Source organism: Mesorhizobium sp. M0052 (genome assembly GCF_040323255.1).
Taxonomy (GTDB): Bacteria; Pseudomonadota; Alphaproteobacteria; order Rhizobiales; family Rhizobiaceae; genus Mesorhizobium.
The window spans coordinates 18,714-43,311 of record NZ_JAMYUS010000030.1; the positions used below are offsets into that span (position 1 = coordinate 18,714).

At 62.5% G+C, this 24,598-nt stretch carries 20 protein-coding genes, 1 tRNA gene and 1 pseudogene; 14 read left to right on the plus strand and 8 right to left on the minus strand.

Annotated elements, in window-relative coordinates:
- Positions 1–25 precede the first annotated feature (25 nt).
- From NKJ77_RS28915 to NKJ77_RS28930, 4 genes are all read left to right on the plus strand, one after another.
- Positions 26–1,846, plus strand: coding sequence for a PAS domain S-box protein (locus NKJ77_RS28915; protein ID WP_352536151.1), 1,821 nt, complete (start codon positions 26–28; stop codon positions 1,844–1,846).
- Between the two features lie 192 nt (positions 1,847–2,038).
- Positions 2,039–2,332 (plus strand): hypothetical protein, encoded by a 294-nt coding sequence (locus NKJ77_RS28920; protein WP_023704064.1) that lies wholly within the window; start codon positions 2,039–2,041, stop codon positions 2,330–2,332.
- Between the two features lie 472 nt (positions 2,333–2,804).
- Positions 2,805–2,960: a hypothetical protein gene (locus tag NKJ77_RS28925; RefSeq protein ID WP_156033724.1), complete on the plus strand. Its 156-nt coding sequence runs from the start codon at positions 2,805–2,807 to the stop codon at positions 2,958–2,960.
- A gap of 215 nt (positions 2,961–3,175) precedes the next feature.
- A complete protein-coding gene (locus NKJ77_RS28930; RefSeq protein ID WP_352536152.1) occupies positions 3,176–7,702 on the plus strand; it encodes an autotransporter outer membrane beta-barrel domain-containing protein in 4,527 nt (1,508 codons plus the stop codon).
- 169 nt (positions 7,703–7,871) lie between these two features.
- On the opposite strand, the gene NKJ77_RS28935 is transcribed toward NKJ77_RS28930, so the two are convergent.
- From NKJ77_RS28935 to NKJ77_RS28960, 6 genes and pseudogenes are all read right to left on the minus strand, one after another.
- The gene (locus tag NKJ77_RS28935) at positions 7,872–9,104 is read right to left on the minus strand and encodes a MalY/PatB family protein (protein WP_050586810.1); all 1,233 of its coding nucleotides are present in this window, start codon (positions 9,102–9,104) and stop codon (positions 7,872–7,874) included.
- Positions 9,105–9,153: 49 nt separating this feature from the next.
- Positions 9,154–10,279 (minus strand): annotated as a pseudogene (locus NKJ77_RS28940) (amino acid ABC transporter permease).
- Positions 10,280–10,297: 18 nt separating this feature from the next.
- Positions 10,298–11,446, minus strand: a complete 1,149-nt coding sequence (locus NKJ77_RS28945; RefSeq protein WP_352536153.1) for an amino acid ABC transporter permease — start codon at positions 11,444–11,446, stop codon at positions 10,298–10,300.
- A 209-nt stretch (positions 11,447–11,655) separates the two neighbouring features.
- Complete coding sequence (locus NKJ77_RS28950) at positions 11,656–12,669, minus strand: amino acid ABC transporter substrate-binding protein (RefSeq protein WP_023686475.1); 1,014 nt, start codon at positions 12,667–12,669, stop codon at positions 11,656–11,658.
- Positions 12,670–12,821: 152 nt separating this feature from the next.
- Positions 12,822–13,781, minus strand: a complete 960-nt coding sequence (locus NKJ77_RS28955; protein WP_023686474.1) for a LysR family transcriptional regulator — start codon at positions 13,779–13,781, stop codon at positions 12,822–12,824.
- A 282-nt stretch (positions 13,782–14,063) separates the two neighbouring features.
- Positions 14,064–14,153: transfer RNA gene (locus NKJ77_RS28960), tRNA-Ser, on the minus strand.
- Between the two features lie 359 nt (positions 14,154–14,512).
- Between NKJ77_RS28960 and NKJ77_RS28965 the strand changes: the two genes are divergently transcribed.
- The 4 genes from NKJ77_RS28965 to NKJ77_RS28980 all read left to right on the plus strand — a co-directional run bounded on the left by NKJ77_RS28965 (position 14,513) and on the right by NKJ77_RS28980 (position 17,490).
- Positions 14,513–15,268 (plus strand): hypothetical protein, encoded by a 756-nt coding sequence (locus NKJ77_RS28965; RefSeq protein ID WP_023825162.1) that lies wholly within the window; start codon positions 14,513–14,515, stop codon positions 15,266–15,268.
- Positions 15,269–15,373: 105 nt separating this feature from the next.
- Entirely contained in the window at positions 15,374–15,697 is a 324-nt protein-coding gene (locus NKJ77_RS28970; protein ID WP_023825163.1) for a hypothetical protein, read from the plus strand.
- A 252-nt stretch (positions 15,698–15,949) separates the two neighbouring features.
- Positions 15,950–16,939: a BMP family lipoprotein gene (locus NKJ77_RS28975; RefSeq protein ID WP_023683177.1), complete on the plus strand. Its 990-nt coding sequence runs from the start codon at positions 15,950–15,952 to the stop codon at positions 16,937–16,939.
- An 89-nt stretch (positions 16,940–17,028) separates the two neighbouring features.
- Positions 17,029–17,490 carry a GNAT family N-acetyltransferase gene (locus tag NKJ77_RS28980; protein WP_352536154.1) on the plus strand — a complete coding sequence of 154 codons (462 nt, stop codon included), beginning with the start codon at positions 17,029–17,031 and terminating at the stop codon, positions 17,488–17,490.
- On the opposite strand, the gene NKJ77_RS28985 is transcribed toward NKJ77_RS28980, so the two are convergent.
- Both NKJ77_RS28985 and NKJ77_RS28990 read right to left on the minus strand, forming a co-directional pair.
- Positions 17,485–17,871, minus strand: a complete 387-nt coding sequence (locus tag NKJ77_RS28985) for a hypothetical protein (RefSeq protein WP_352536155.1) — start codon at positions 17,869–17,871, stop codon at positions 17,485–17,487. The two genes, NKJ77_RS28980 and NKJ77_RS28985, sit on opposite strands and share 6 nt — an antisense overlap.
- Positions 17,872–17,884: 13 nt before the next feature.
- Positions 17,885–18,091 (minus strand): SlyX family protein, encoded by a 207-nt coding sequence (locus NKJ77_RS28990; RefSeq protein ID WP_352536172.1) that lies wholly within the window; start codon positions 18,089–18,091, stop codon positions 17,885–17,887.
- Positions 18,092–18,309: 218 nt separating this feature from the next.
- Here NKJ77_RS28990 and NKJ77_RS28995 point away from each other — a divergent pair, with 218 nt between their 5' ends.
- The 6 genes from NKJ77_RS28995 (at position 18,310) to deoA (ending at position 24,598) form a co-directional block, all read left to right on the plus strand.
- Positions 18,310–19,842 carry an ABC transporter ATP-binding protein gene (locus tag NKJ77_RS28995; protein ID WP_352536156.1) on the plus strand — a complete coding sequence of 511 codons (1,533 nt, stop codon included), beginning with the start codon at positions 18,310–18,312 and terminating at the stop codon, positions 19,840–19,842.
- Positions 19,839–20,978 (plus strand): ABC transporter permease, encoded by a 1,140-nt coding sequence (locus NKJ77_RS29000; RefSeq protein ID WP_023686470.1) that lies wholly within the window; start codon positions 19,839–19,841, stop codon positions 20,976–20,978. The genes NKJ77_RS28995 and NKJ77_RS29000 overlap by 4 nt, the downstream gene beginning before the upstream one ends.
- Before the next feature lies 1 nt (position 20,979).
- Positions 20,980–21,951 (plus strand): ABC transporter permease, encoded by a 972-nt coding sequence (locus tag NKJ77_RS29005; protein WP_023683182.1) that lies wholly within the window; start codon positions 20,980–20,982, stop codon positions 21,949–21,951.
- Positions 21,952–22,058: 107 nt separating this feature from the next.
- Positions 22,059–22,451 (plus strand): cytidine deaminase, encoded by a 393-nt coding sequence (cdd, locus tag NKJ77_RS29010; protein ID WP_352536157.1) that lies wholly within the window; start codon positions 22,059–22,061, stop codon positions 22,449–22,451.
- A 12-nt stretch (positions 22,452–22,463) separates the two neighbouring features.
- Positions 22,464–23,279 (plus strand): purine-nucleoside phosphorylase, encoded by an 816-nt coding sequence (locus NKJ77_RS29015; RefSeq protein ID WP_352536158.1) that lies wholly within the window; start codon positions 22,464–22,466, stop codon positions 23,277–23,279.
- Positions 23,279–24,598: a thymidine phosphorylase gene (gene deoA / locus NKJ77_RS29020; protein WP_352536159.1), complete on the plus strand. Its 1,320-nt coding sequence runs from the start codon at positions 23,279–23,281 to the stop codon at positions 24,596–24,598. Before NKJ77_RS29015 ends, deoA begins: the two co-directional genes overlap by 1 nt.

Consider the following 24,598-nt stretch of genomic DNA (forward strand, 5'->3'; position numbering starts at 1 on the left):
CCAACTGATCCAAGCCGCATTATATTTGGTTGGACTGGACAAGGTGTTTGGGATGCATGAAGCAACACAGGCGAATGTTGTCGCCTTCGAAAACCCGGGGGTGTCCAGCAATGACGGTCTGGATTTCGATTACAAGGATTTCTTCGAAAACGGCGCCGTTGCCCTCCATCTGGTGAACGCAGACGGCGTAATCGTGCATGCCAACCAGGCTGAGCTCGACCTTCTCGGCTATCCCGCAGAGGACTACCTCGGTTGCCACATCGCCGAGTTCTATCCCGACCGGGACGTCATAGAGGACATTTTGGGTCGCCTTGCCAATGGCGAGAAGATCGTAAGATATCCGGCGCGATTGAGGGCCAGCGATGGATCGATCAAGCACGTCGAAGTCACCTCAAGCGGACATTTCCGGGACGGCAAGCTGATCAACACCCGGTGCTTCACGGTCGATGTAACCGACTTGGTGCACACCCGCTCGGAGCTCAGGCAGCATGACAGTACCTATCACCAGATACTCGACGGCCTACCCGTCGCCATCTACACGACCGATCAGGATGGGACGATCACCTACTACAACCGCGCCGCGGCCGATCTGGCAGGCAGGGAGCCTGAAATCGGCAAGGATAAATGGTGCGTGACGTTCAAGCTGTTCACTGCCGACGGCAAGGAATTGCCGCACGATGAATGCCCGATGGCCATTGCGCTCAAGGAGAACAGGCCGGTCCGCAATCAGCAAGCTGTTGCGCAACGTCCCGACGGATCGTTTTTTCCGTTCCTGCCCTACCCGACACCGCTGCGGGACGAGCACGGCGCTCTGATCGGCGCCGTCAACATGCTGCTGGACCTGACGGACCGCCAACGTGCCGAAGAAACCAGGCAGCACCTCTCAGCGATCGTGGAATCCTCATTTGACGCGATCGTCAGCAAGGATCTCAACACCATCATAAAAAGCTGGAACCAGGGCGCCGAACGGCTTTTCGGCTACACCGCCGACGAAGCGATTGGCCGGTCGGTGACCATGCTGATCCCCGAAGACCATCAGGACGAGGAACCCCGCATTCTCCAACGCATTCGCCGCGGCGAGCGCGTCGAACCATTCGAAACGACCCGCCAGCGCAAGGATGGCAGCCTGGTTCCGGTTTCACTGACGATATCGCCCGTGCGTAACGCAACCGGGCAGATCACCGGCGCATCGAAGATAGCGCGAGACATCACGTCGACGAAGGAGAATGAATACCGCATCCGCATGCTGATGCGCGAGGTCAACCACCGGGTGAAAAACCAGTATTCGGTCATCCTGTCGATGATCCGGGAGACCAACAAGCGATCGGAGACGCCAAAACAATTTGAAACCCAGGTGCGCGAGCGCATCATGGCGTTGTCACGATCTCACGACCTGCTTGTATCGGCGGATTGGAAGGGTGCCACGATCAGCGACCTTTTGGCGGCCCAGGTCGAGCCTTTCCCGCGGGGGGATTTGATCGAAATGTCGGGCCCATCATTGGTGCTCAGTCCCAACGCAGTTCAGTATCTCGGGATTGCCTTCCACGAACTGGCGACCAACTCGGCCAAATATGGCGTGCTCTCAGGGGACAAGGGCCGGATTTCGGTCACATGGGGCATCACCGGTTCCGGTGGTTCGAGGCTCTTTCACCTCACCTGGGTCGAAAGCGATGGTCCGCAGGTTCAGACTGTCGGACAAGGTGGCTTTGGAACCGTTGTGCTGAAGCGGGTTGCGCCCGCAGCGGTCAGTGGGCAGGGAAATCTCGAACACGGTCCGCATGGCATAACATGGGGCTTGGAAGCGCCTTTGGCTTCCGTAGCAGCTTCTGCCGTCCATGAAGCTTAGAAGCAGGAAGCAGCCCTGCAACGAGCATTCGTCAATTGGAAGCCCTTGATGCGGCCTTTGCCGAGCGAAAACCCCGTTTCCGCTAAAGATCGCCAGAGCCATTGCTAAAGTCGGCAGAGCAAATCACCGGCAGAGGGCGCATTTCGTTGCACGGAACGGGACAGGACCGGCGTAGCCAGAGGCGAGGTAACTATGGACATCGACGAGTTCCGTGCGACCCTTCAGGGAGTAGAGCCCCCGGCGAATCTTGGGATGGCGCTCCACGCTCTATGGTGGGATAGACAGGGCGATTGGGAGCGGGCGCATGAGTGTGTGCAGGCCAACGAATCTGATCCGGCCTCTGTATGGGTTCATGCCTATCTGCACCGCAAAGAAGGCGACCTTTCTAATGCAGCCTACTGGTACCGCCGCGCCGGGCAGCCTGTGGCAACTGGCAAGCTAGACGCAGAGTGGGAGTCGATTACAGAATCACTTCTTGCAGGATAGTGAGGGGTCGCTCAAGGGGCAGCCTAGCGCCTCATCGCCCCCGTAGAGGCGAAACTCACCTCCGCCCGATGGGATCGGCTGGAGCCCAGGAGGTCCGAACGTTTCCGCATAAATTGATGCAGCGAGATTGTTCTCGCGATTCCGTAAGGTCTCTGTTTAATAAGCTATATCTAATATTGACTATTTTCTGTCGCTCAAAAGTCGCAGACTTCATTTTACTGATCACCGTTAGCTTCTTGGTAGCTCTCATGACTATAAACTTCTTGCGGGCGAATAGCTTTCATGCTGCCTTCGCGCACTCAGGAATCAGGGAGCTTAGGCATGGCGGAGCGGATTGCGCGTGATGGGTTTTGGGTTTTGCATCTCGCGCGCTTGCCGCAAGTCGTGTCGCTTCGCTCCAGCACTTCCGCCTTGACGATCCTAACTGTTGCCCTTGCGCTGAGCGCCGCGCCGGCTCGGGCAGATGGCGGCAATGGTAGCAGCGCAGGCGCTGGACAAGGTGGCGTTGACGGCGCGCTCGCGAGTGCCACGGGTCAGAATGCCGCCAATGGCGCGACCGCTGGTGGCGGTGGTGGCGGCATTGACCTCACGACGGGTGACGGGGCGCCAGGAGGATCGGGAGCGGTAAGTGGGACAGCCAACAACCCAAATGGCGTTGCCGGTGCCACTGGTGCTACGGGTCTGGTCATCTCGACAGACGGGACCATTGCAACCAGCATCAGCGGCGGGGCCGGCGCTTTGGGCTCCCCTGGCACGAATGGCGTCGTCAGGAGCGGCGGCGGTGGCGGTGGCGGTGTGGGCGTCAGTGCCACGGCCGACGTTACAGTCACTGGCACAGGATCGGTGAGTGGTGGCACTGGCGGCCGAGGTGGGACCAATGGCAACAGCGGCAGCGGTGGTGGCGGCGTCGGCATATTCTCGTCCGCAAACGTGTTTGTAGAGGCGGGCGGCAGCGTTACCGGCGGCACGAGTCTTTCCACAATTGGGGTCCAAGCAGGTGGTGGCGGCGGCGCAGCTGCCATCGTCCTGATGGGCGGCGGGACAATCCAGAACAGCGGGAATCTGCTCGGGGGTGCCGGTGGAAGAACAGTTCTCGGCGGCGGTGGGGACGGTGGCGCCGCTGTTCTGCTGCTTTCAGGTGGAACCGTCATCAACAAGCTAGGTGCGACGATCGTTGGCGGCAGTGGCGGTCAGGGCTCCTTGGCAGGCGGCGATGGCGCCGCAGGGATCAAGGGCGCCAACATCGCGGTCATCAATGCGGGTACGATCAGCGGCGGTGCCGTCGGCACCGGTGGCGGAACGCCGGCAGCCGGCAAAGCCATCCAGTTCACCGGCGGCGTCAATTCGCTGGAGATTCAGGCCGGCTCCACCATCACAGGCAATGTGGTCGCTTTCAGCGCCGCGGATACATTCAAGCTGGGTGGCGATATCAGCGCCAGTTTCGGTGTGTCGCAGATCGGCGCTGGCGCCAAATATGACGGGTTTGGGTTCTACGAGAAAACCGGAAACAGCACCTGGACCCTAACGGGGACGACAACTGCCGTCACGCCTTGGACCTTGTCCGGCGGGACCCTGCAAATTTCGAGTGACAACAATCTGGGCGCCCTCTCGGGCGGCTTGACCTTCGACGGCGGCACGTTGCGCACGACCACCAGCTTCGCCACCAATCGCAATGTCCTGATCAATTCGACCGGCGGGTTCGACACGGTGGCAGGCACGCAGTTGGACGTGTCAGGCCAGGTGACCGGCACCGGCACACTGGTCAAGAGCGGCGCCGGCACGCTCAACGTCACCAATTTGTCCAACAGCTATACGGGTGGCAACATCGTCAATGCAGGAACGCTTGCCGGCAACACCGTGGCGATCCGTGGCGACATCCTGGACAACGGCGCTGTCTCGTTTCTCGACCTCGGCCCCCACACCTTCGGCGGAAATATCTCCGGCTCGGGCAGCGTCGACATCGAAGGCTTCGGCACGCTGACGCTGACCGGTGCCAACACCCACAGCGGCGGCACCAAGGTCGGGACCGGCAAAAGCATCTCGGTCGCGTCGGACCAGAATCTGGGTGCCGCTACGGGCCTGCTGACACTCGACGGCGGCGAACTCGGCACGACAGCAAGCTTCGCCATGAGCCGCGATGTCAAGCTCACTTCCGCCTATGGCTACTTCCGCGCGGCGGCGGGTACGACGCTGACCGCGAATGGCGAGCTGACCGGCGTGGGCGGCGTCTACAAGGAGGGCGCCGGCACCCTGGTGCTCAAGGGCGACAGTACCTATTCCGGCCGCACCACCGTCGACAGCGGCAAGCTTATCGTCGAGGGCTCGCTCGGCAGCACCGAAACGACGGTCAACAGCGGCGGCACGCTGGGCGGCTCCGGCTCGATCGGCGGCGCGGTGATCGTCGCCGATGGCGGTGTGCTGGCGCCGGGGTCCAGCCCTGGCACGCTTACGGTCGGATCGCTCAGCCTGAGCTCCGGTTCTATGCTCGACTACGAGCTCGGCCAGGCGGGCATTGTCGGCGGCGGTGTCAACGACCTGATCGAGGTGACCGGCGCGCTGACGCTGGACGGCAGCCTCAACATCACCGATGTCGGCGGCTTCGGGCCTGGCGTCTACCGGCTAATCAATTATGGCGGCGCACTCACCGACAATGGTCTCGAGCTCGGCAATCTGCCGGCCGGTGTCACGGCCGCCGACCTGACGGTGCAGACCTCCGTCGCCAACCAGGTCAATCTCGTCAGCAGCGTCGGCACCGACTTGCTCTTCTGGGATGGTGACGCGGCCGGCAATGCCAACAATGATCTGGTCGACGGCGGCAACGGCACGTGGACGGCGACAAGCCTGAACTGGACGACGAGCACCGGCCTGGTAACTGGCGCGATGAAGCCGCAGCCCGGCTTCGCCATCTTCCAGACGCTCGGCGGCACCGTCATCGCCGACGGCAGCGCCGGCGCGCTTGCGATTACGGGCATGCAATTCGCCGCCGATGGCTACCGCATCGAAGGCGACGCCATCACGCTTGATGGCGCTGGCGGCGAGAGCATCATTCGGGTCGGCGACGGCACGGTGGCCGGAGCAGGTTACACCGCCACCATCGCCTCCGTGCTAACCGGGACCAGCAGCCTGACCAAGACCGATGCGGGCACGCTGGTGCTGTCCGGCGCCAACACCTACACGGGCGGCACCACCGTCCTGGGCGGCGTGCTATCTGTTTCAGCCGACAACAATCTCGGCGTTGCCGCTGGCGGCCTGACGCTCTCCGGCGGGACGCTGCGCAACACAGCGGCGTTCAGCTCGGCGCGCGACGTCACGCTTTCGTCGGCCGGCGGCACCTTCGACACTGTGGCCGACCTGACCTTGTCCGGTGCGATCTCTGGCGCTGGCAGCCTTGCCAAGACCGGCGCCGGCACGCTGACGCTTACGGGAACGAACAGCTATGGCGGCAACACGTTGGTCAGCGCTGGCACGCTGGTCGGCGATGCAACCTCGATTCGTGGCGACATCGGCAATTCCGGCACTGTCGTGTTCGACCAGGCGGCGGACGCCAGCTTCGCCGGCGATATCTCCGGCACCGGCGCAATGATGAAGGATGGCGCCGGCGTGCTGACGCTGTCAGGCACGTCGCTGCTGGACTGGACCGTCAATCAAGGCGGCCTCGTCTCGGCGGCCGAGCGCTTCGGTGGCGATGTCGCGATCGGCGCCGGCGCCTCCTTCACATTCGACCAAGTCGCCTCCGCCAGCTATGCCGGCGTGCTCTCGGGCGCCGGTACGTTCATCAAGGACGGCCAAGGCACGCTGCTGCTTGCGTTGGACAACTCAGGCTTTACCGGCGCCACTGCGGTCAGCGGCGGCACGCTTGCCGCGGGCGCTGCGAACGCGTTCAGTTCCTCCTCGCAGTTTTCCGTCGCCTCGGGCGCCACGCTCGATCTTGCCGGCACGTCCCAGACGATTGCGGGGCTGAGCAACGCCGGAACGGTGCGCATCGCGGGTGGCGTCCCAGGCGACACACTTACCGTAAGCGGCGACTATGTCGGCAATAGCGGCGCCGTCGTTCTCAACGCTGCGCTCGGTGGTGACGGTTCGCCGACAGACATGCTGGTGATCGCCGGCAACACGTCAGGGACGGGTACCCTTCAGGTCGTCAATTTCGGCGGGTCGGGCGCCCAAACGGTCGGAGGCATCAAGATCGTCGACGTCGGCGGCGTCTCGAACGGCAGCTTCTCGCTCGACGGCAATTATACCTTCGAAGGCGATGCAGCGGTCGTCGCGGGCGCCTATGCCTACAGGCTTTACCAAGGCGGCGTCAGCACACCGGCCGATGGCGATTGGTATCTGCGCTCGGCCCTGGTCAACGGCGATCCCGATCCGCAGCCGCTCTATTCGCCCGGCGTGCCGCTGTACGAGGCCTATGAAGGGGTGCTGCAGGCGTTCAATGAACTGGGCACCATGCAGCAACGCATTGGCAATCGGTCGTGGGGCGAGGGTGCTACGCCGCAAGGTGCGGACCTGCCAGGCCAGGGCTCGGTCGACGGCAAGGCGATATGGGCGCGCATCGAAGCTGCCCATGCCGAGATCAAGCCGGAGACGTCGACCTCCGGCACGAACTATGATGTGACCACCTGGAAGCTGCAGGCCGGCGTCGATGGCCTGCTGCACGAAAGCGACGCCGGTACCCTGATCGGAGGGATTACGGCCCACTACGGAACCGCGTCGTCGGACGTCTCCTCGATCTTCGGGGCAGGGTCGATCGCTGCCACCGGCTACGGCGTCGGCAGCACGCTCACCTGGTTCGGCAGCGGTGGCTTCTACGTCGACGCGCAGGCCGAGGCGACATGGTATGACAGTGACATCCGGTCGGCCACGCTGGGCACCACGCTTGCGGACGGCAACAACGGTTTCGGCTACGGGCTGAGCATCGAGACCGGACAGAAGATCGCCCTCAACGGCAACTGGTCGCTGACGCCCCAAGCCCAGCTTGTCTATTCGTCGGTCGACTTCGACACGTTCACCGACCCGTTTGGCGCCGTCGTGTCGCCCGGCAGCAGCAACAGTCTCGTCGGCCGCCTCGGCCTCTCCGCGGACTATGAAGACCAGTGGGTGGACGATGCGGGGCAAGTCAGCCGCACGCACATTTACGGGCTCGGCAACCTTTACTACGACTTCCTCGACGGAAATGATGTCGATGTGTCTGGCACGAAACTGGTCAGCGAAAATCAGGCGCTGTGGGGCGGTGTCGGCCTTGGTGGCTCGCTGAGCTGGGCGGACGGTCGCTACGCCGTCTTCGGAGAAGGGACAGCGCGGACAAGCCTCAAGGATTTTGGCGACAGCCATGCCCTGGGCGCCAAACTCGGGTTCGCTGTGAAATGGTAGCGGCGATCGAGATGGACATGTCGACCTTGGCTTGAGGGTCGGGCCGGCAAGGCTGCCGAGGTCTATGGAATCCGGACTTGCGGTCATCCGGCTCGTCGGCCCTGGACGTTTCCTTACCGGCTGCCGGCATCAAGTACCAGGCTCGCATCCGAAGCACCCTGGCGGTCGATCACAGGGATGCCAGCGCGCTGGACATGCGCTCCAGTCCTTGGCGCAACAGAGGACGCGGGCAGCCGACATTCAGGCGAATGAAGCCTTCGCCGCCAGGCCCATAGACGCGGCCGTCATAGAGATTAACCCCGGCCCGATCGACAAAGAATTTCTGAATTCCACCCACTCGGCGATCGAGCGCGCACGCATCCAACCACACCAGAAACGATGCGTCGGGCCGCATGGGCGTGATGCCTGGAAGGTGTTCACCGGCGAACTCGCAAACCAGATCGATGTTGCCGGCGATGTAGCGCGTGAGTTGGTCGAGCCACGGCGCGCCGCTGCTGTAAGCAACCTCCAGGGCCAGGCGGCCGAAAAAGTTCGCATTCACCATGAATGACGCCTGCATTGCGGCAAGAAGCGCCTCGCGGCGCTTTTTGCTGGCTACCGAAATCGTTGCCGAAGGAACCCCGGCAAGATTGAAAGTCTTCGTTGGAGCGGTGCAGATGAACGATTTCTCCGCAGCATCTTCCGAGATGGAGGAGAAGACGATGTGAGGACGATCCGACAACCTTATGTCGCAGTGAATGTCGTCGGATATCACCAGGATTCCATGACGCTCGCAGATGTCGTTGAGCGCCGCCAATTCTTCGCGTGTCCAGGCCATTCCGGCAGGGTTGTGAGGATTGCACAGCAGGAATGCCTTGGCGCCGCCGGCCGCCAGTTTCTCGAAATCCTCGAGATCGAGCTCATATCTGTTGTTCTGCAGCCTCAGCCGGTTCGTAAGGAGAACGCGGCCGTTTCCCTGAACCACTTCGAAATAGGGCGAGTACACGGGCGACTGCACAATGACGCAGTCACCGGGCTTGGTGAAGGTTCGCAGTATCGCAGCCACGGACGGCATGATCGCCGGCGCGGGAAGCAAGTTCTCCAGTTTCGGCGACCAGTTGTGCCGGTGCGCGAACCACGATTGCACGATCTCATAGTGGCGCGGATCGCGGCGTGTGTAGCCGTAAATGCCATGCTCCGCGGCCTCGCGCAGTCGCGCGATGACGGTTTCCGGAGCGCGGAAGTCCATATCCGCCGTCCACAGCGACAGCAGGTCCTGGCCCTCGACCTGGGGAGAGAACTCGTCCCACTGGTTGGCCCATTTGACGGATCCGAACTGCTGACGGTCGTGGATCTGGTCGAAATCTATTCCCGCGATATGTCGTTGCCCAAGCGCCGATGCGGGCGTGTCTGCACAAGCCATTTGATAGTCACCTTGCCGCGGGCATTGCTTGCGGCATCATCAGCGCCTCCTAGGATTTGTGGCCACGCGCCAATTGGCGCTCCATAGATTGCGAGTAACGCGACATGCCGAAGCAAAAGCTCCAGTAGACCAGCCCCGCAAAGAGGTAGCCGGTTGATGAGATCGTCGGGCCTGCCCAGTTCGGATCGACGCGCGCCGTTTCGACGGCCTTCAGAAAATCCGCGATGCCGACGACGGCGACCAGAGTCGTGTCTTTGAACAGACCGATGAAGGTCGAGACGATACTCGGTATGACGATCGTCAACGCCTGAGGGAGGACGATCAGGCGCATCATGTCGAAGTAGCCGATCCCGAGCGCCTTGGCCGCTTCGTGTTGGCCCTTCGGGATCGCCTGAAGGCCGGCTCTCACGACCTCGGCCATATAGGCGGACGAGAACAACGCTATCGCGATGAGCGGGCGCAACAGACGATCAGGTGTCAGATAATCCGGGACGAAGAGCGGCATCATGAAGTTCGCCATGAACAACACTGTGATAAACGGCACGCCGCGGACGACTTTCGATGAACGTGACGCAAACCGTCTTGACGAAAGGGAGTTCCGACCTGCGCCCAAGCGCCAGGATAACCCCGATCGGTAGCGAGAAGACGATACCCACGATCGACATCAGCAACGTGATCAAGAGACCGCCCCAGAGCGTCGTATCGATGACAGGCAAATGAAGCCAGGCAACGCCGCGCACGAGAACGAACGCGGCCACGGGGTAGACGAGGAAGAACAGCAACGCCGCCACTTTGCGCCGCGGAGCCTTCGTCCACAGGAGCCAAACGATGAGGATGGCGCCGATCGCCTGCGCAAGGTCCACGCGCCACCGCTCGGAAACCGGATACGCGCCGTATCGCAGGTAGTCGAACTTCTCGGCGATGAAAGGCCAGCAAGCCCCCTGGCTGTTCGCACGGCAAGCTTCATGGCCGCCGCTCCAGACCGCGTTGAAGATCGCAAAGCTCAGGAAGTGATGCAGCAGCCACGCGGCTAGGAGGACAAAGCATATTGTCAGCGCGCCTGAAGACGGCGTCGAAAACAGGTTCTTTTTCATCCAGCTCACTGGACCCGGTCGAACGTCCGCGGGAGGCGCCATGGCTGGTATGAGCGCGCTGACGTCAACTGGCGAACGCATGGACTGATCGCTCATCCGTCACCTTTCAACGATTGCAAAATGTCGGTTACACGCGTTCATGGCCAATGACGTGGCAAGGGAGATAACGAGATAGACCGACAGGGTAATCGCCATGACCTGGACGGCGGCTCCGGTCTGGTTGAGCACCGTGCCTGCAAAGATCTGAACGAGGTCGGGATAGCCGATGAACACGGCAAGCGACGAGTTCTTGATGAGATTGAGATACTGGCTTGTCAAAGGGGGAATGATGATGCGCAGCGCCTGGGGAACGACGACCAGACGAAGCGTCTTGCCCGGCGCCAGCCCCAGCGCATGCGCAGCCTCGGTCTGGCCCTTTGGCACTGCCTGGATTCCACCTCGCACGATCTCGGCGATGTATGAACCGGTGTAGACCGACAGACCGATCAGGAGAGCGGCAAACTCCGGATAGAGCTGATGCCCGCCTTGAAAATTGAAACCCCGTAGCTGCGGGGCGACGAGCGAGACCGGCTCGCCAGCCGCCAGGAAAAGGACCAACGGAAATCCTATCAAGGTCGCCAGACTGACCAGAAGCACCGGCAGCTGCCTGCCCGTCCGTCTCTGGACGCTCCTGGCGCGAAACCAGAATGCAACGCAGCAGGAAATGGCCGCAACGAATGCCAAGCCCACCAGCCCCGCTCCCGGATGCAGATGAATCTCCGGAACGATGAGGCCGCGATTGTTGAGGTAGATGCCGCCGGGAATGGCGATGGACGCCTTCGGCGAGGGCAACGGCTTGAGGACGGCGTTGTACCAGAACAGCAGCTGCAGCAATAACGGAACATTGCGCACAAGCTCGACATAGGCGGTCGCCACCTTCGAAACGATCCAGTTCGGCGACAGGCGGGCAACGCCGATGACGAAGCCAAGCAAGGTCGCAAACAGGGTTGCGAGGACACTGACGTAGAGGGTGTTGACCACTCCCACCCAGAACGCCTGACCGTAGCTGGACAATGCATCGTACGGTATCAGGGTTTGATTGATGTCGAAGCCGGCAGACTCATTCCAAAAGTCGAATGAGAGCGGAATCCCCCGGACCCGCATATTCGATGCAGTCTGCATGCCGATGCCCAGCGCCAAGGCCAGCAGGCAGCCGGCGAGCAAGAGCTGGTAGAAGATGCCCCGCACCTTCGTATCGTGCAGCGACAACCTCCTGCGCGACGGCGCGGGAAGCGACAAATGGGACATGGGCTGTTCCTATCGGGTCCGTGCAAGGCGCTGACGGTAACACGCCAGCGCCTTGCAACCATGCCTTTGCCTAAAGCGCGTCGCCATTGAACGGACTCAGGCGACGCGCTTTAGGGTCTTCGTTATGCATGTCGTGTCTCAAAACCGGGGCCATTTTTGAGCGACATGCGTTAGCGGATCGGCGGAGCGTATTGAACGCCGCCTTGGTTCCAGAGCGCGTTCATGCCGCGCTCCATTTTCAGCGGCGAATCCTTGCCGACATTGCGATCGAACACTTCGCCGTAATTGCCGACCTGCTTGATCACCTCGACCGGCCAGTTATCGCCGAGCCCGATGTCCTTGCCTATGCTGCCGTCCACGCCTAGCAAGCGGCGGATGCTGGGGTTGTCCGACGATTTCATGGCATCGACGTTCTTGGAGGTGACCCCGTATTCCTCCGCGGCCACCATGACGTAGAGCGTCCACTTCGCCACATTGAGCCACTGGTCGTCACCCTGCCGCACGGCCGGGCCAAGCGGCTCCTTGGAGATCAGCTCGGGAAGAACAATGCTGTCGTCCGGCTTGGCCATGCGAAGCCGCGACGCGTTCAAGGTGGAGGTGTCTGCGGACAAGACGTCGCAACGTCCCTCCTCATAAGCCTTCACTACAGCTTCCTCGTCCGCGAAACCAACCGTCGTGTACTTGATCGACTGCGAGCGAAAATAGTCGGCAAGGTTCAACTCGGTCGTGGTGCCCTGGGTGACGCATATCGATGCGCCGTCAAGTCCCTTGGCTGACGTGATATTGTCCGCCTTGCGCACCATGAACCCCTGGCCGTCATAGAAATACGTGCCGGCAAACAGTATGCCTAGCGACGTATCGCGGGACGATGTCCAGGTTGCGTTGTGGGCGAGAATGTCGATCTCTCCCGACTGCAAGGCGGTGAAGCGATCCTTTGGCGTCAATGGGATGAACTTGACCTTTTGCGCGTCCCCGAGCACGGCAGCGGCCACGGCGCGACAATAATCGACGACAAATCCGGTCCATTTGCCTTCATTGTCGGGAAGGCTGAAGCCAGCCGTGGCCGAATTCGTGCCACAGGTCAGCACGCCATTTTTCTTGACATTATCGAGGGTTGCGGACCACGCCGAGGAGGCGGTGCACGCGATGGCGAGGGCAAGTAGGCCCTTGAACGTTGATCTCATTTCGGCATTCCCCTGTTATTGTTGAAGGGAATGTGCTCTCCAGCCCAAGTATTCGTCAAATCGATTGTTCTCATGGTGAAAATGAGCGCTGCTCATAGTTGCGAAGCACTCCCAGCTGAGAAGCGGTTGAGTGGTGAAGCAGCGCGCGCGACCTATTTTACGGCCGACCCCGGTGCTCCGACGGTGCCTTGGTGTCTCTTGCTCCGCGATTCGTTGTAGATTCCCACGATGATTTCCCGGAGCCACCTGGTTCCCGGGTCATTCGCCATCTGGCGGTGAACGATAAGCCAGGCATTCACATTCGCTATCGGAAGGGGTGGCGGGACCAACGTCACCTCACTCCTCTCATCCAGCATTTGCAGGATGGCATCACCGCAATGGGTAATCAGTTCAGTGCCGCGAAGCGCCCAGGGCAGCACCGGATAGTTCGAGATGGTCGCAACGACATTGCGGCGAAGACCCATCTGTTTGAGGGCGGCATCCGCGAGGCCTTCCGCCAGGCCATCTGCGGAAATCTGGAGGTGGGAACTGGCCAGATAGGTTTCCAGCGTCATTGCGCTTCTGGCGATCTTGCTTCCGCTCCACACCGCGCAAAACAATCGGTCCTGGCCAAGCTCCACCTTCAAGAGACCTGGGTCGTCGCGTATCGCTGCTCCCGTCAGCGCGCAGTCAACTTGTCTCAGATAGACCGATGAACCGATTTCGGGTCCGTTTGCGGGAATGACGTTCAGCGTCGCGCCAGGAGCTTGCCTGGAAAATTCTCGAATGAGGCCCGGGATGAAAACCATGGCATGATAATCTGTAAGTCCAACGCGAAAGTTGCGCCGCGTCGTTGCTGGATTGAAGATCTGATGCCGGTCGATCGATGCGCGGATCGTTGCGAGTGCGGCGGAAATATTCGACAGCAGCTCAACTGCCCGGGGAGTTGGCCGCATCTCGCCGCCATCTCTGGTGAACAATTCATCCTGCAATAGATACCGAAGCTTCGACAGGGAGTGGCTTACAGCTGATTGTGTTCTGCCCAATTCGGTAGCCGCCCGCGTCACGCTCCTTTCCCGCATCATCACGTCAAAGACCCGCAATAGATTGAGGTCGATATCGTTATAATTCATGGAATTACCTCATCTGCGACCTGAGACCGCACCAGGCGGCACTAACGCGTTGGTTGCGACGGTGACAGATGGGGCACGAAGAGTGAAGACAGAGGTTCGGCGCTACGCCTTTGAAACTCTGGCGGACCAGGTGACGACGACCGCCGCATCGCTCCGCGGCATTTCTGCGCCTGGCTTGGCGAGCAAGCCGGCAATCCGCCATGAACCCAGGGCGAGCATGTGAAGTAAAGTCAGCCGCACCCGCTGGGATGGGAAATCGCAGCGGTTTCAATGGTTTGATAGTGGCGGAGAGAGCGGGATTCGAACCCGCGTTACGGTCTCCCGTAAACACACTTTCCAGGCGTGCGCCTTCAACCACTCGGCCACCTCTCCGTCCTTGCATTCGCGCCGGCCGGTTTTGCCACGCGGGTTGGGGAGATGCATCCCTTTGGGATTTGCGGGAAGACCCGCTTGATGGACACCGCCAACCAGCGGATGCCCTTCCCGGCGCCCGTCAATCAAACAGGCGCGGGGCTCATCTAGTCGATCCGGCGCCGAATGCCAAGCCATAACGGCAGTCTATTCGCTTTGCCGTCCACGCATCGTTTCGCGGGGCGTTGAACGCCTCCGCTTCTAAGGCGCTTCGGTTCTGAATGGTGTGCACGGGCAAGGCGGCAGGGCCGGCCGTGCTTGACTTCGCCCCTCGCCACCTGTCGAGTGCGGCGGAGGCTTTGCGGGGGCAACGTCCAGACATGACATCGAGCAATGAACAGCCGGCCAGCGGAACGCCGGCCGGAGGCATGCCAGGCGGGCTGACGCCCGCAGGGCGTCCGGACAGCGGGCTGTCCTTCGTGCCCGTGGTCTGGCTCCTCTTCGTCATGGCATGGTCGGTCTACTGGCTGGTCTCGGCGCGGTGGCTGTTCGAGAGTTCCGGCCTGCCGGACAGGGTCTTCTATTTCGTGCTTGGCGGACTGGCCTTCGACATCGTCACCATCGTGTGGGGGCTTTATCTGCTCGGCCTCGCCTTAAGCCGTTCCGCGCGCTTTCCGCGTCATTTCACCATCTGGCAGATCACCACCATCGCCTGGCGGCTGGCCGAGCAGGTCTATGCGCTGACCGTGGCCGATTTCACCGTCTCCGCCAGGGAGCTTGCGATCGCCGCCACCGAAATCGTCATCGGCCTTTTTTGCATTTACTTGCTGCGCCGCCGCGACGAGGCCAAGGCCTTTTATGCAAGGCCGGAAGCGCAGGCACCGTCAGCCTTTAGTTCGATCGTCGCCGCCCTGGCCGGCATCATCCTCGGCGCCGTCGTCGGCACTGTCGCCGGCTTCGCGCTCGGCGCGGGGATCGCCGAAGCCACCGACATCAGCTGTTTCGAAGGCGGCTGCGGCTACTTCGCGGTGTTCATCGGCCTTGCCGGGCTGGTGGTCGGGGCCATTGGCGGCGGCGTCCTCGGCGTCTGGCTCGTCCATCGGCGGAGCCGAAAAGTGGCCATAGGCGGGCGATAGGCTTCAAATTCGCGTATGGCGATTGCACGCCGGGCGTGCGCATTCTATTCCTCGCCTTTGACCGGAAGGTCCTCGGGAGGAACTTGAGGACCGGGGAAGATTTCGATGCTGCGTTTTTTGTTTCGCCTCGCGGCCATGGTCGCACTCTCGGTCGCCGTCATCATGGCCGTGCTCGACGCGACGCGCTCGGTGGCGGCTTCCGCATTGGTCATGACGCCGCTGAATTCGAGCTGGCTGGCGGTTTCGCCCGACACCCGCGCGGGCTTCGAGACCTTCGTGCGCGCCAAGGTCAATCCGATGATATGGGATGGCGGCATCGCCTGGGTGCTTGCCCAGCCCGGGTTTGCCGTGTTCGCGGTGCTTGCCTTCATCCTCTATGCGATCGGCTACCGGCGCCGGCGGCGCGGCGGAGAATTCGCGCCGGGCTGATGGGTTGTCCCAGCGGACTTGCGACGACAATGTGGCAATCGCCCACAGCTGTCACCGTCTTGGGCATGTTTTTCCAACGGGGGGCATGCTTTTCCAAAAGGTCAAAATTCCGCGTGAATTTTGTTTCGGGCCGTGCCAGATTGCCTTGAGCGGGAGGGGAGTACACTCCTGGCTGATGCCGCATGCCTGCCGGAGAACCGGGCAGGCGGACGGCGCGTAACGGAAAAAAATAACCGACAGGGTGTGGATCACATGAAACGTATCGTTCTCGGCCTCCTGGCCGCAACCGCAATGGTTCTTCCGGCTTTCGCCGCGGATGTCCAGCCGGCCATCCTCTACGATCTCGGCGGCAAATTCGACAAATCCTTCAACGAGGCTGCCTATCACGGCGCCGAAAAGTTCAAGACCGAGACCGGCACCGCCTATGTCGAGTTCGAAGTGTCGAACGCCTCGCAACGCGAGCAGGCGCTGCGCCGCTTCGCCGAGGACGGCCGCAACCCGATCGTCATGGCCGGCTTTGCCTGGGAGGATGCGCTGAAGGTGGTCGCGAAGGAATATCCCGATCTCAACTTCGCCATCATCGACGATGCCGTCGATATGCCCAATGTCCGCTCGCTTGTGTTCAAGGAAAACGAAGGCTCCTATCTCGTCGGCATCCTGGCGGCGATGGCCTCGAAGTCCAAGAAGGTCTCCTTCATCGGCGGCATGGACATTCCGCTGATCCGCAAGTTCGAATGCGGCTATGTCGGCGGCGCCAAGGCAGCCGGTGCGACCGACGTCATCCAGAACATGACCGGCGACACGCCGGCGGCGTGGAACGACCCGGCCAAGGGCGGCGAGATCGCCAAGACGCAGATCGACCAGGGCTCCGACGTGGTCTATGCCGCGGCCGGCGGCACCGGTGTCGGCGTGCTGCAGGCGGCGGCGGATGCCGGCAAGCTCGGCATCGGCGTCGATTCCAACCAGAACGGCCTGCAGCCCGGCAAGGTGCTGACCTCGATGCTGAAGCGCGTCGACGTGGCCGTCTACACCGCCTTCATGGACGGCAAGAACGGCACCTTCAAAGGCGGCCTGCAAAATCTCGGCCTCAAGGAAGGCGGTGTCGACTACGCCATGGACGACAACAACAAGGCGCTGGTCACCGACGAGATGAAGGCTGCCGTCGAAAAGGCCAAGGCCGACATCATCGCCGGCACGATCCAGGTGCACGACTATACCGCCGACAACGCCTGCCCGTATTGATCTGTATCCATTAGAGTTGAAACCGCCGGGCGAGAGTCCGGCGGTTTTGTTTTTGGGTTTTGACGGGGGCCGCAACTTGAGAGGCGAGAGTGAAGCCGACCATCGGACCGATGACCGAACGCGATGTTGATGCAGTGGCGCGACTGCGCATCGCCGCCTTTTTCGAGGGCAGCGCAAGAACGCTGAATGAGGAAGTCGCCGGGCTTCGCGAGTTGCTCAATGGAGATGGCTTCGAGGCGGCGCTTGTGGCGCGGATAGGGGAGGTCCCGGTCGGGACCTGCCTGCTGGTTCGCCACGAAATTGAACCCGCGCATGAGCTGACGCCTTGGCTGGCGGGATTGGTCGTCGATAGCGACCACCGCGGCAAAGGGATCGGCCGCGCGCTGGTTGCAGCCATCGAAGCGCATGCAACCGCGATCGGTGTGGAGAGGACCTACCTCTATACGTGGGTGGCGCGAGACTTCTATGCCGGGCTCGGTTGGGCAGTGGTCGAGTCGTTTGAGCAGGACGGCTACCCGATGCTGCTGATGTCGCGCGAACTCGGCCTATAGCTGTCCGACGAGATAACCCAGCGCGAATACCATGATCAGCGCGATGGCGATGACGGCGCCGCGTCGGCCACCGAGCGAATGCACGCCGACGCCATAGGGCTTCCGCTCCAGTCTGCCGATCACCGGCTTCGCTTCGTCCTGGCCAACCACACGCATCTGCGGCAGTTCGGCGATGCGTTGCGAGATCAGCCGCCAGCGATCGCTGCCGCCCGATGGCGCACCACGGTCGAGGACATGCATGCGCTCGGCCAGCCGCATCACCGTGTCGCGGAAGGCGGGATCGATCTCCAGGTCGCGCTCGGCACGCTCGCGGTCGCGATCGTTCATCAGGCCAAGCACATAGTCGCCCGCCCGCGTAACGCGATCGCTTTCACCGGCCATCGGCTTCTCCTTGCTACCAGTGCGGCGGTTTGGTTATCGGCACGTCGGGTGCCGATTGTTCCTCCAGCGCCATGAAGCGCCCGGTCAGGGCATCGAGCTGGCGCTGCACGCGTTCGATCACCGTCCACTGTTCGGCGATCTGGCCCGACAGTTCCTCGATCGTCTTTTCCTGCTCGGCGGCGCGGATTTCCAGCGTCGTCAGCCGGTCGACAGGCATGATCATTCGAAACTCCCCAGGTCCTGGTGCACGCAGTTGCAGCATGATGCGACTGTCGAGCCTTGCATATTAGTGAATGTGAAGGTCTGCGGCCACGTTCGAAATTGACAAGCGCACCGGGATTTGTCGAGAGTGGCCACTGCGCCGCCAATTGGCACGGGTGGGGCATCATGCTAGGCGTTTTGACCAAGCGATAAAAAAATAAGAGTGGGACAGGCTGCATGGCGCAAGCCGCAATCGAACTGATCGGCATCAACAAGAGTTTTGGCGCCGTTCGCGCCAATCGCGACATCAATCTGGAGATCGCACGCGGCACCATCCACGGCATCGTCGGCGAGAACGGCGCCGGCAAGTCGACGCTGATGTCGATCCTCTACGGCTTCTACCAGGCCGACAGCGGCGAGATCCGTGTCGGCGGCAAGGCGGCGTCGATCAAGACCTCCAACGACGCCATCGCGCTCGGCATCGGCATGGTGCACCAGCACTTCATGCTGGTCGACAATTTCACCGTGCTGGAAAACATCATCCTCGGCGCCGAAAGCGATGCGCTGTTGAAAAAGAGCATCGCCAAGGCGCGCTCCGAACTGGAGCGGCTCGAGCGCGAATACGGGCTGGAAGTCGATCCCGACGCCATCATCGAGGAATTGCCGGTCGGCCTGCAGCAGCGTGTCGAAATCCTGAAGGCGCTTTATCGCGGCGCCGAAATCCTGATTCTCGACGAGCCGACGGGCGTGTTGACGCCGGCCGAGGCCGACCATCTGTTCCGCATCCTCAGGCAATTGAAGGACCAGGGGAAAACGGTGGTGCTGATCACCCACAAGCTGCGCGAGATCATGGCCATCACCGACAATGTCTCGGTCATGCGCCAGGGCACGATGGTGGCGACGCGCGAGACCAGCAAGACGACAGTCGGCGAACTGGCCGAACTGATGGTTGGGCGGCGCGTGCTGCTGCGGGTCGAAAAGGGCGAGACGGAGGCCGGCGCGGTCAAGCTGGCCGTCAAGAACCTGACGGTGAAAGACCAGCGCGGCGTCACCATGGTCGACGACATCTCCTTCGATATCCACGCCGGCGAGATCGTCGGCATTGCCGGTGTCGCAGGCAACGGCCAGTCCGAACTGCTCGAGGCGATTTCCGGCATCAGGCGCGCGGTTTCCGGCTCGGTGATGCTCGATGGCAAGCCGATCGACCTGACCGGGGCCGCCGATCCCGGCGAGTTGCGCGACCGTGGGCTCGCCCATGTGCCGGAGGACCGCCATCATGTCGGCCTGGTGCTGGCCTTCGAGGAGAACGAGAATTCGATCCTCGGCTACCATGACGACCCGCGCTACCTGAAAGGGCCGTTCCTCAACATCGACGCCATCATGGCTGATGCCAAGGACAACATCGAGAAATATGACATCCGGCCCGGCAATCCGCGTCTGAAAACGGCGAATTTCTCCGGCGGCAACCAGCAGAAGATCGTGCTGGCGCGAGAAATGGAGCAGGACCCCGGTGTTCTGATCGTCGGCCAGCCGACACGCGGCGTCGATGTCGGCGCCATAGAATTCATCCACAAGCGGCTGATTGCCATGCGCGACCAGGGCAAGGCGGTGCTGGTGGTGTCGGTCGAGCTCGACGAGATCCGTTCGCTGTCGGACCGCATCCTGGTGATGTTTGCCGGGCGCATCGTCGGCGAACGTGGCCCGGAGGCGACCGAAGGCGAGCTTGGCCTGCTGATGGCAGGCATCGATCGCCAGGAGGCGGCAGAGTGAGCACGCCTTACGCCAAACTGCCGGCCTGGGCCGATTATGGGCTGATCCCGCTGATCAATCTGTCCGTGGCCTTCATCGTTGCCGGTTTCGTCGTCATGCTGGTCGGCGAAAACCCGTTTCGTGCCGCCGTCATCCTGGTCGAGGGCGCTTTCGGCAAGGGAACCGGCATTGCCTTCACGCTGTTCTATGCCACCACCTTCATCTTCACCGGCCTGTCAGTGGCGGTGGCCGCACATTGCGGCCTGTTCAACATCGGGACCGAGGGCCAGGCCTATATTGCCGGCCTTGGCGTGGGCGTGGTCTGCCTCGCCTTCGACACTGTGCTGCCGTGGTGGCTGACCTTTCCGCTGGCGATCGTCGCCGGAGCCGCCGTCGGTGCGCTGTGGGCGCTGATTCCGGCCTATCTGCAGGCCAAGCGCGGCTCGCACATCGTCATCACCACCATCATGTTCAACTTCATCGCGGCCTCGATCATGGTCTACCTCCTGGTTGGGCCGTTGAAGCCGGCGGCGTCGCAGGCACCGCAGACGCGCAACTTCCTCGCCGGGGCCGAGCTGCCGAAGCTCAACTGGATCATCGAACTGTTCGGCGCCAAGATCCGCTCGGCGCCGTTCAACATCTGCTTCCTGCTGGCGCTGCTCATGGCATTCCTGGTCTGGCTGCTGATTTGGCGCACCAAGCTCGGCTATGAGATGCGCACCTATGGCCACAGCCCGAAAGCGGCGCGTTATGCCGGCATTTCGGAGACCCGCATCATCATCATCGCAATGATGATTTCGGGCGCGCTGGCCGGCATGATGACGCTGAACCCGGTGATGGGCGACCAGCACAATGTGGCGATCGATTTCGTCTCCGGCGCCGGCTTCGTCGGCATCGCCGTGGCGCTGATGGGCCGACTGCATCCGGTCGGCATCGTGCTGGCGGCGATCCTGTTCGGCATGCTCTACCAGGGCGGCGCCGAACTTGCCTTCGAAATGCCGGCGATTTCCCGCGACATGATCGTCATCATCCAGGGCTTGGTCATCCTGTTTGCCGGTGCGCTGGAGCACATGTTCCGGCCCTATGTCCAGGCGCTGTTCGCCTCGTTCAGTCCAAGGTCGGTCGGCATCGAAGCGGTCAAAGGGAAGGGCGCCTGAGATGGACGTCTTCATCGCCATCGTGCAGATCCTGGACTCGACCATACGCCTGTCGGTGCCGCTGCTGCTCGCTTGCCTCGCCGGCCTCTATTCGGAACGCGCCGGCGTTTTCGACATCGGGCTGGAAGGCAAGATGCTGGTCGGCGCCTTTGCAGGTGCGGCCGCCGCTTCGGTCTTCCATTCGGCCTTCCTCGGTCTCGGCATGGCGATCGTGATGTCGGTCGCCTTTGCCCTGGTGCACGGCTTCGCCTCGATCACCCATCGCGGCAACCAGATCGTCTCCGGTGTGGCCATCAACTTCGTCGCCGCCGGCTCGACCATCATTCTGGGCCAAGCCTGGTTCCAGCAGGGCGGGCGAACGCCGGCGCTGCAGCCGGGCGAGCGTTTCGAGGCCATCACTCTGCCTGGTGCTGCCGCGATCCACGATGTGCCCATCATTGGGCCGATCTATTCCGAGCTGCTCTCTGGCCATTCGATTCTGGTCTATCTCGCTTTCGCCATGGTGCCGTTCACCTGGTGGGTGTTGTTTCGAACCCGCTTCGGCCTGCGCCTGCGCGCCGTCGGCGAGAACCCGGCCGCCGTCGACACCGCCGGCATCTCGGTCGCCTGGCTGCGCTACCGGGCGCTGATCTGCACCGGTGTGCTGACCGGCATTGCCGGCGCCTACCTCTCGATGGTGCAGAATGGCGGCTTCGTGAAGGACATGACCGCGGGCAAGGGCTACATCGCACTGGCGGCGCTGATCTTTGCCAAATGGCGACCGGTCAACGCCATGTTCGCCTGTCTTCTGTTCGGCTTCCTCGACGCGGCGGCGATCCGCCTGCAGGGTTCGCCGCTGCCGTTGATCGGCAAGGTGCCGGTGCAGTTCATGCAGGCGCTGCCCTATGTGCTGACCGTGATCCTGCTTGCCGGCTTCATCGGCAAGGCGATCCCGCCGCGCGCCGGCGGCGTGCCTTATGTCAAGGAACGTTGATCCGGGCGCCCAGGAGCACTGAGCCGAACATGCGGCTGGTGCTCGAAAGGCGCCAGCAAAACGCAAATGGCCGGGTTTTGACCACGATCGTCGGAGAGAACGTCTAGATGTCGCATGATCTGTTCGAAGCCGCGCAGGAGGCCATGGCCAAGGCCTACGCGCCCTATTCGAAGTTTCCGGTGGGTGCGGCGTTGCGCACCGAGGACGGCCGCGTCTTCACCGGCGCCAACATCGAGGTCGCGTCCTATCCGGAAGGCTGGTGCGCCGAGACCACGGCGCTCGGGCATTATGTCATGGGCGGCGGCGGCAAGATCGTCGAGATCGCCGTCATTGCCTCGCGCATGGCCAAATGCTCGCCCTGTGGCGGCTGCCGGCAAAGGCTGGCGGAGTTCTGCCGGCCGGACACAAAGCTCTATCTTTGCGACAACACCGGCGTGGTCGAGACCGTGACCATGGGCGACATGCTGCCCTACGGGTTTCGTGGCGACATTTTGAAGTGAGAGTTGGCTGATATGAAGGAAGCTCTGGACCACCTCGTTGAAAGGCTGGACGGGTTGGCGCCGACCACCGCCATGGTGCTGGGGTCGGGCCTTGGCGGGCTTGTCGACCAGGTCGAGAATGCCGTGCGCATCTCTTATGCCGACCTGCCGGGTTTCCCCCGCAGCGGGGTGACTGGCCATGCCGGCGAGGTGGTCGCGGGGCTTTTCGCCGGCACGCCGGTGCTGATGCTGTCCGGCCGCGCCCATTACTACGAGCACGGCGTTGCTGCTGCAATGCGGCCGGCGCTGGAGGTGCTTGCCGGCATCGGCATCACCAAGCTGATCCTTACCAATGCCGCCGGCTCGGTCGATCCCGACATGCTGCCAGGATCGGTGATGCTGATCACCGATCACATCAATTTCTCCGGCTCCAACCCGCTGATCGGCGAGCCGAGCGACCGCCGCTTCGTCGGCCTGACCGAAGCCTATGATGCCGGCTTGCGCGCGGCGATCGAACGGGCGGCGAAGGCGACAGGGACGGCGCTGCACAAGGGCGTCTATATGTGGTTTTCCGGTCCGTGTTTCGAAACCCCTGCTGAAATCCGCATGGCGCGCATCATGGGCGCCAATGCGGTAGGGATGTCGACCGTGCCGGAGGTCATTCTCGCCCGCTTCCTTGGGCTTCGCGCAGCCGCCTGTTCGGTGATCACCAATCTCGCCGCCGGGATGACCGGGGCGGAACTGTCGCACCAGGAGACCAAGGACATGGCGCCGATCGGCGGCGCACGGCTGGCGACGATCCTTGCGCATGTGTTCCAGGATGGGTTGCCGGAGCCAAAGGGCACCTGATGCTTCCCCAGGAAATCATCCGCCGCAAGCGCGACGGCCAGAAACTGTCCGCACAGGAGATTTCGGCTTTTGTCGCGGGCGTGACTTTGGGCAGCGTCTCGGACGGCCAGGTCGGCGCCTTTGCCATGGCAGTGTTCTTCAACGGCATGAACCGCGACGAGGCGGTGGCGCTGACGCTCGCCATGCGCGATTCCGGCGATGTGCTCGACTGGTCCGACCTGCCGGGTCCGGTCACCGACAAACATTCGACCGGCGGCGTCGGCGACAATGTCTCGCTGATGCTGGCGCCGATCGTCGCCGCTTGCGGCGCCTATGTACCGATGATCTCCGGCAGGGGCCTTGGCCATACCGGCGGTACGCTGGACAAGATGGATGCCATCCCGGGCTATATCAGCCAGCCGGATATCGCGCGCTTCCGCAAGACGGTGCTCGAGACCGGCTGTGCCATCATCGGCCAGACCGCCGATCTCGCGCCCGCCGACCGTCGGCTCTATGCGATCCGCGATGTGACCGGAACGGTGGAATCGGTGCCGCTGATCACTGCTTCTATCCTGTCGAAGAAACTCGCGGCTGGCCTGCAGTCGCTGGTGCTCGACGTCAAGGTCGGCAATGGCGCCTTCATGGAGAAGTCGCGCGACGCGACAGCACTGGCCAACAGCCTGGTCGAGATCGCCAACGGCGCCGGCCTGAAGGCCTCGGCGCTGGTCACCGGCATGAACGAGCCGCTGGCGTCGGCGGCCGGCAACGCGGTCGAGGTGCGCAACGCCGTCGATTTCCTCACCGGGAGGCTCCGCGACAAGCGACTGGAGGATGTGACGCTGGCGCTGGCCGCCGAGATGCTGCAATCGGCAGGGCTGGCGTCGTCCAATCAGGACGGTCTCAGGCGCGCGGCCGAGACGCTGGCCGGGGGCGGCGCGGCGGCCGCCTTCGCACGTATGGTCGCAGCCCTTGGTGGTCCCGCCGATTTCGTCGAGAAGCCGGAAAAATATCTGCCGAAAGCGGCGGTGGAGTTTGCGGTCAAGGCGACAGGCAACGGTTTTGCCACCGGTATTGCCACCCGCGATATCGGCCTTGCCGTGGTCGGGCTCGGTGGCGGGCGCACGCGGCCGGACGACGGGATCGACCATGCGGTCGGCATCACCAGGCTGCTGCCGCTCGGCGCCGAGGTGCGGACCGGCGAGCCGCTGGCGCTCGTCCACGCCCGCACGCAAGCGGAGGCCGAAGCGGCCGCAGCCGCCGTGCTTTCGGCCTATACGATCGGGGCGTCGAAACCAGCCGCCGACAAGACTGTCATCCGGCGCGTGCTGCCGCGCGGGTAG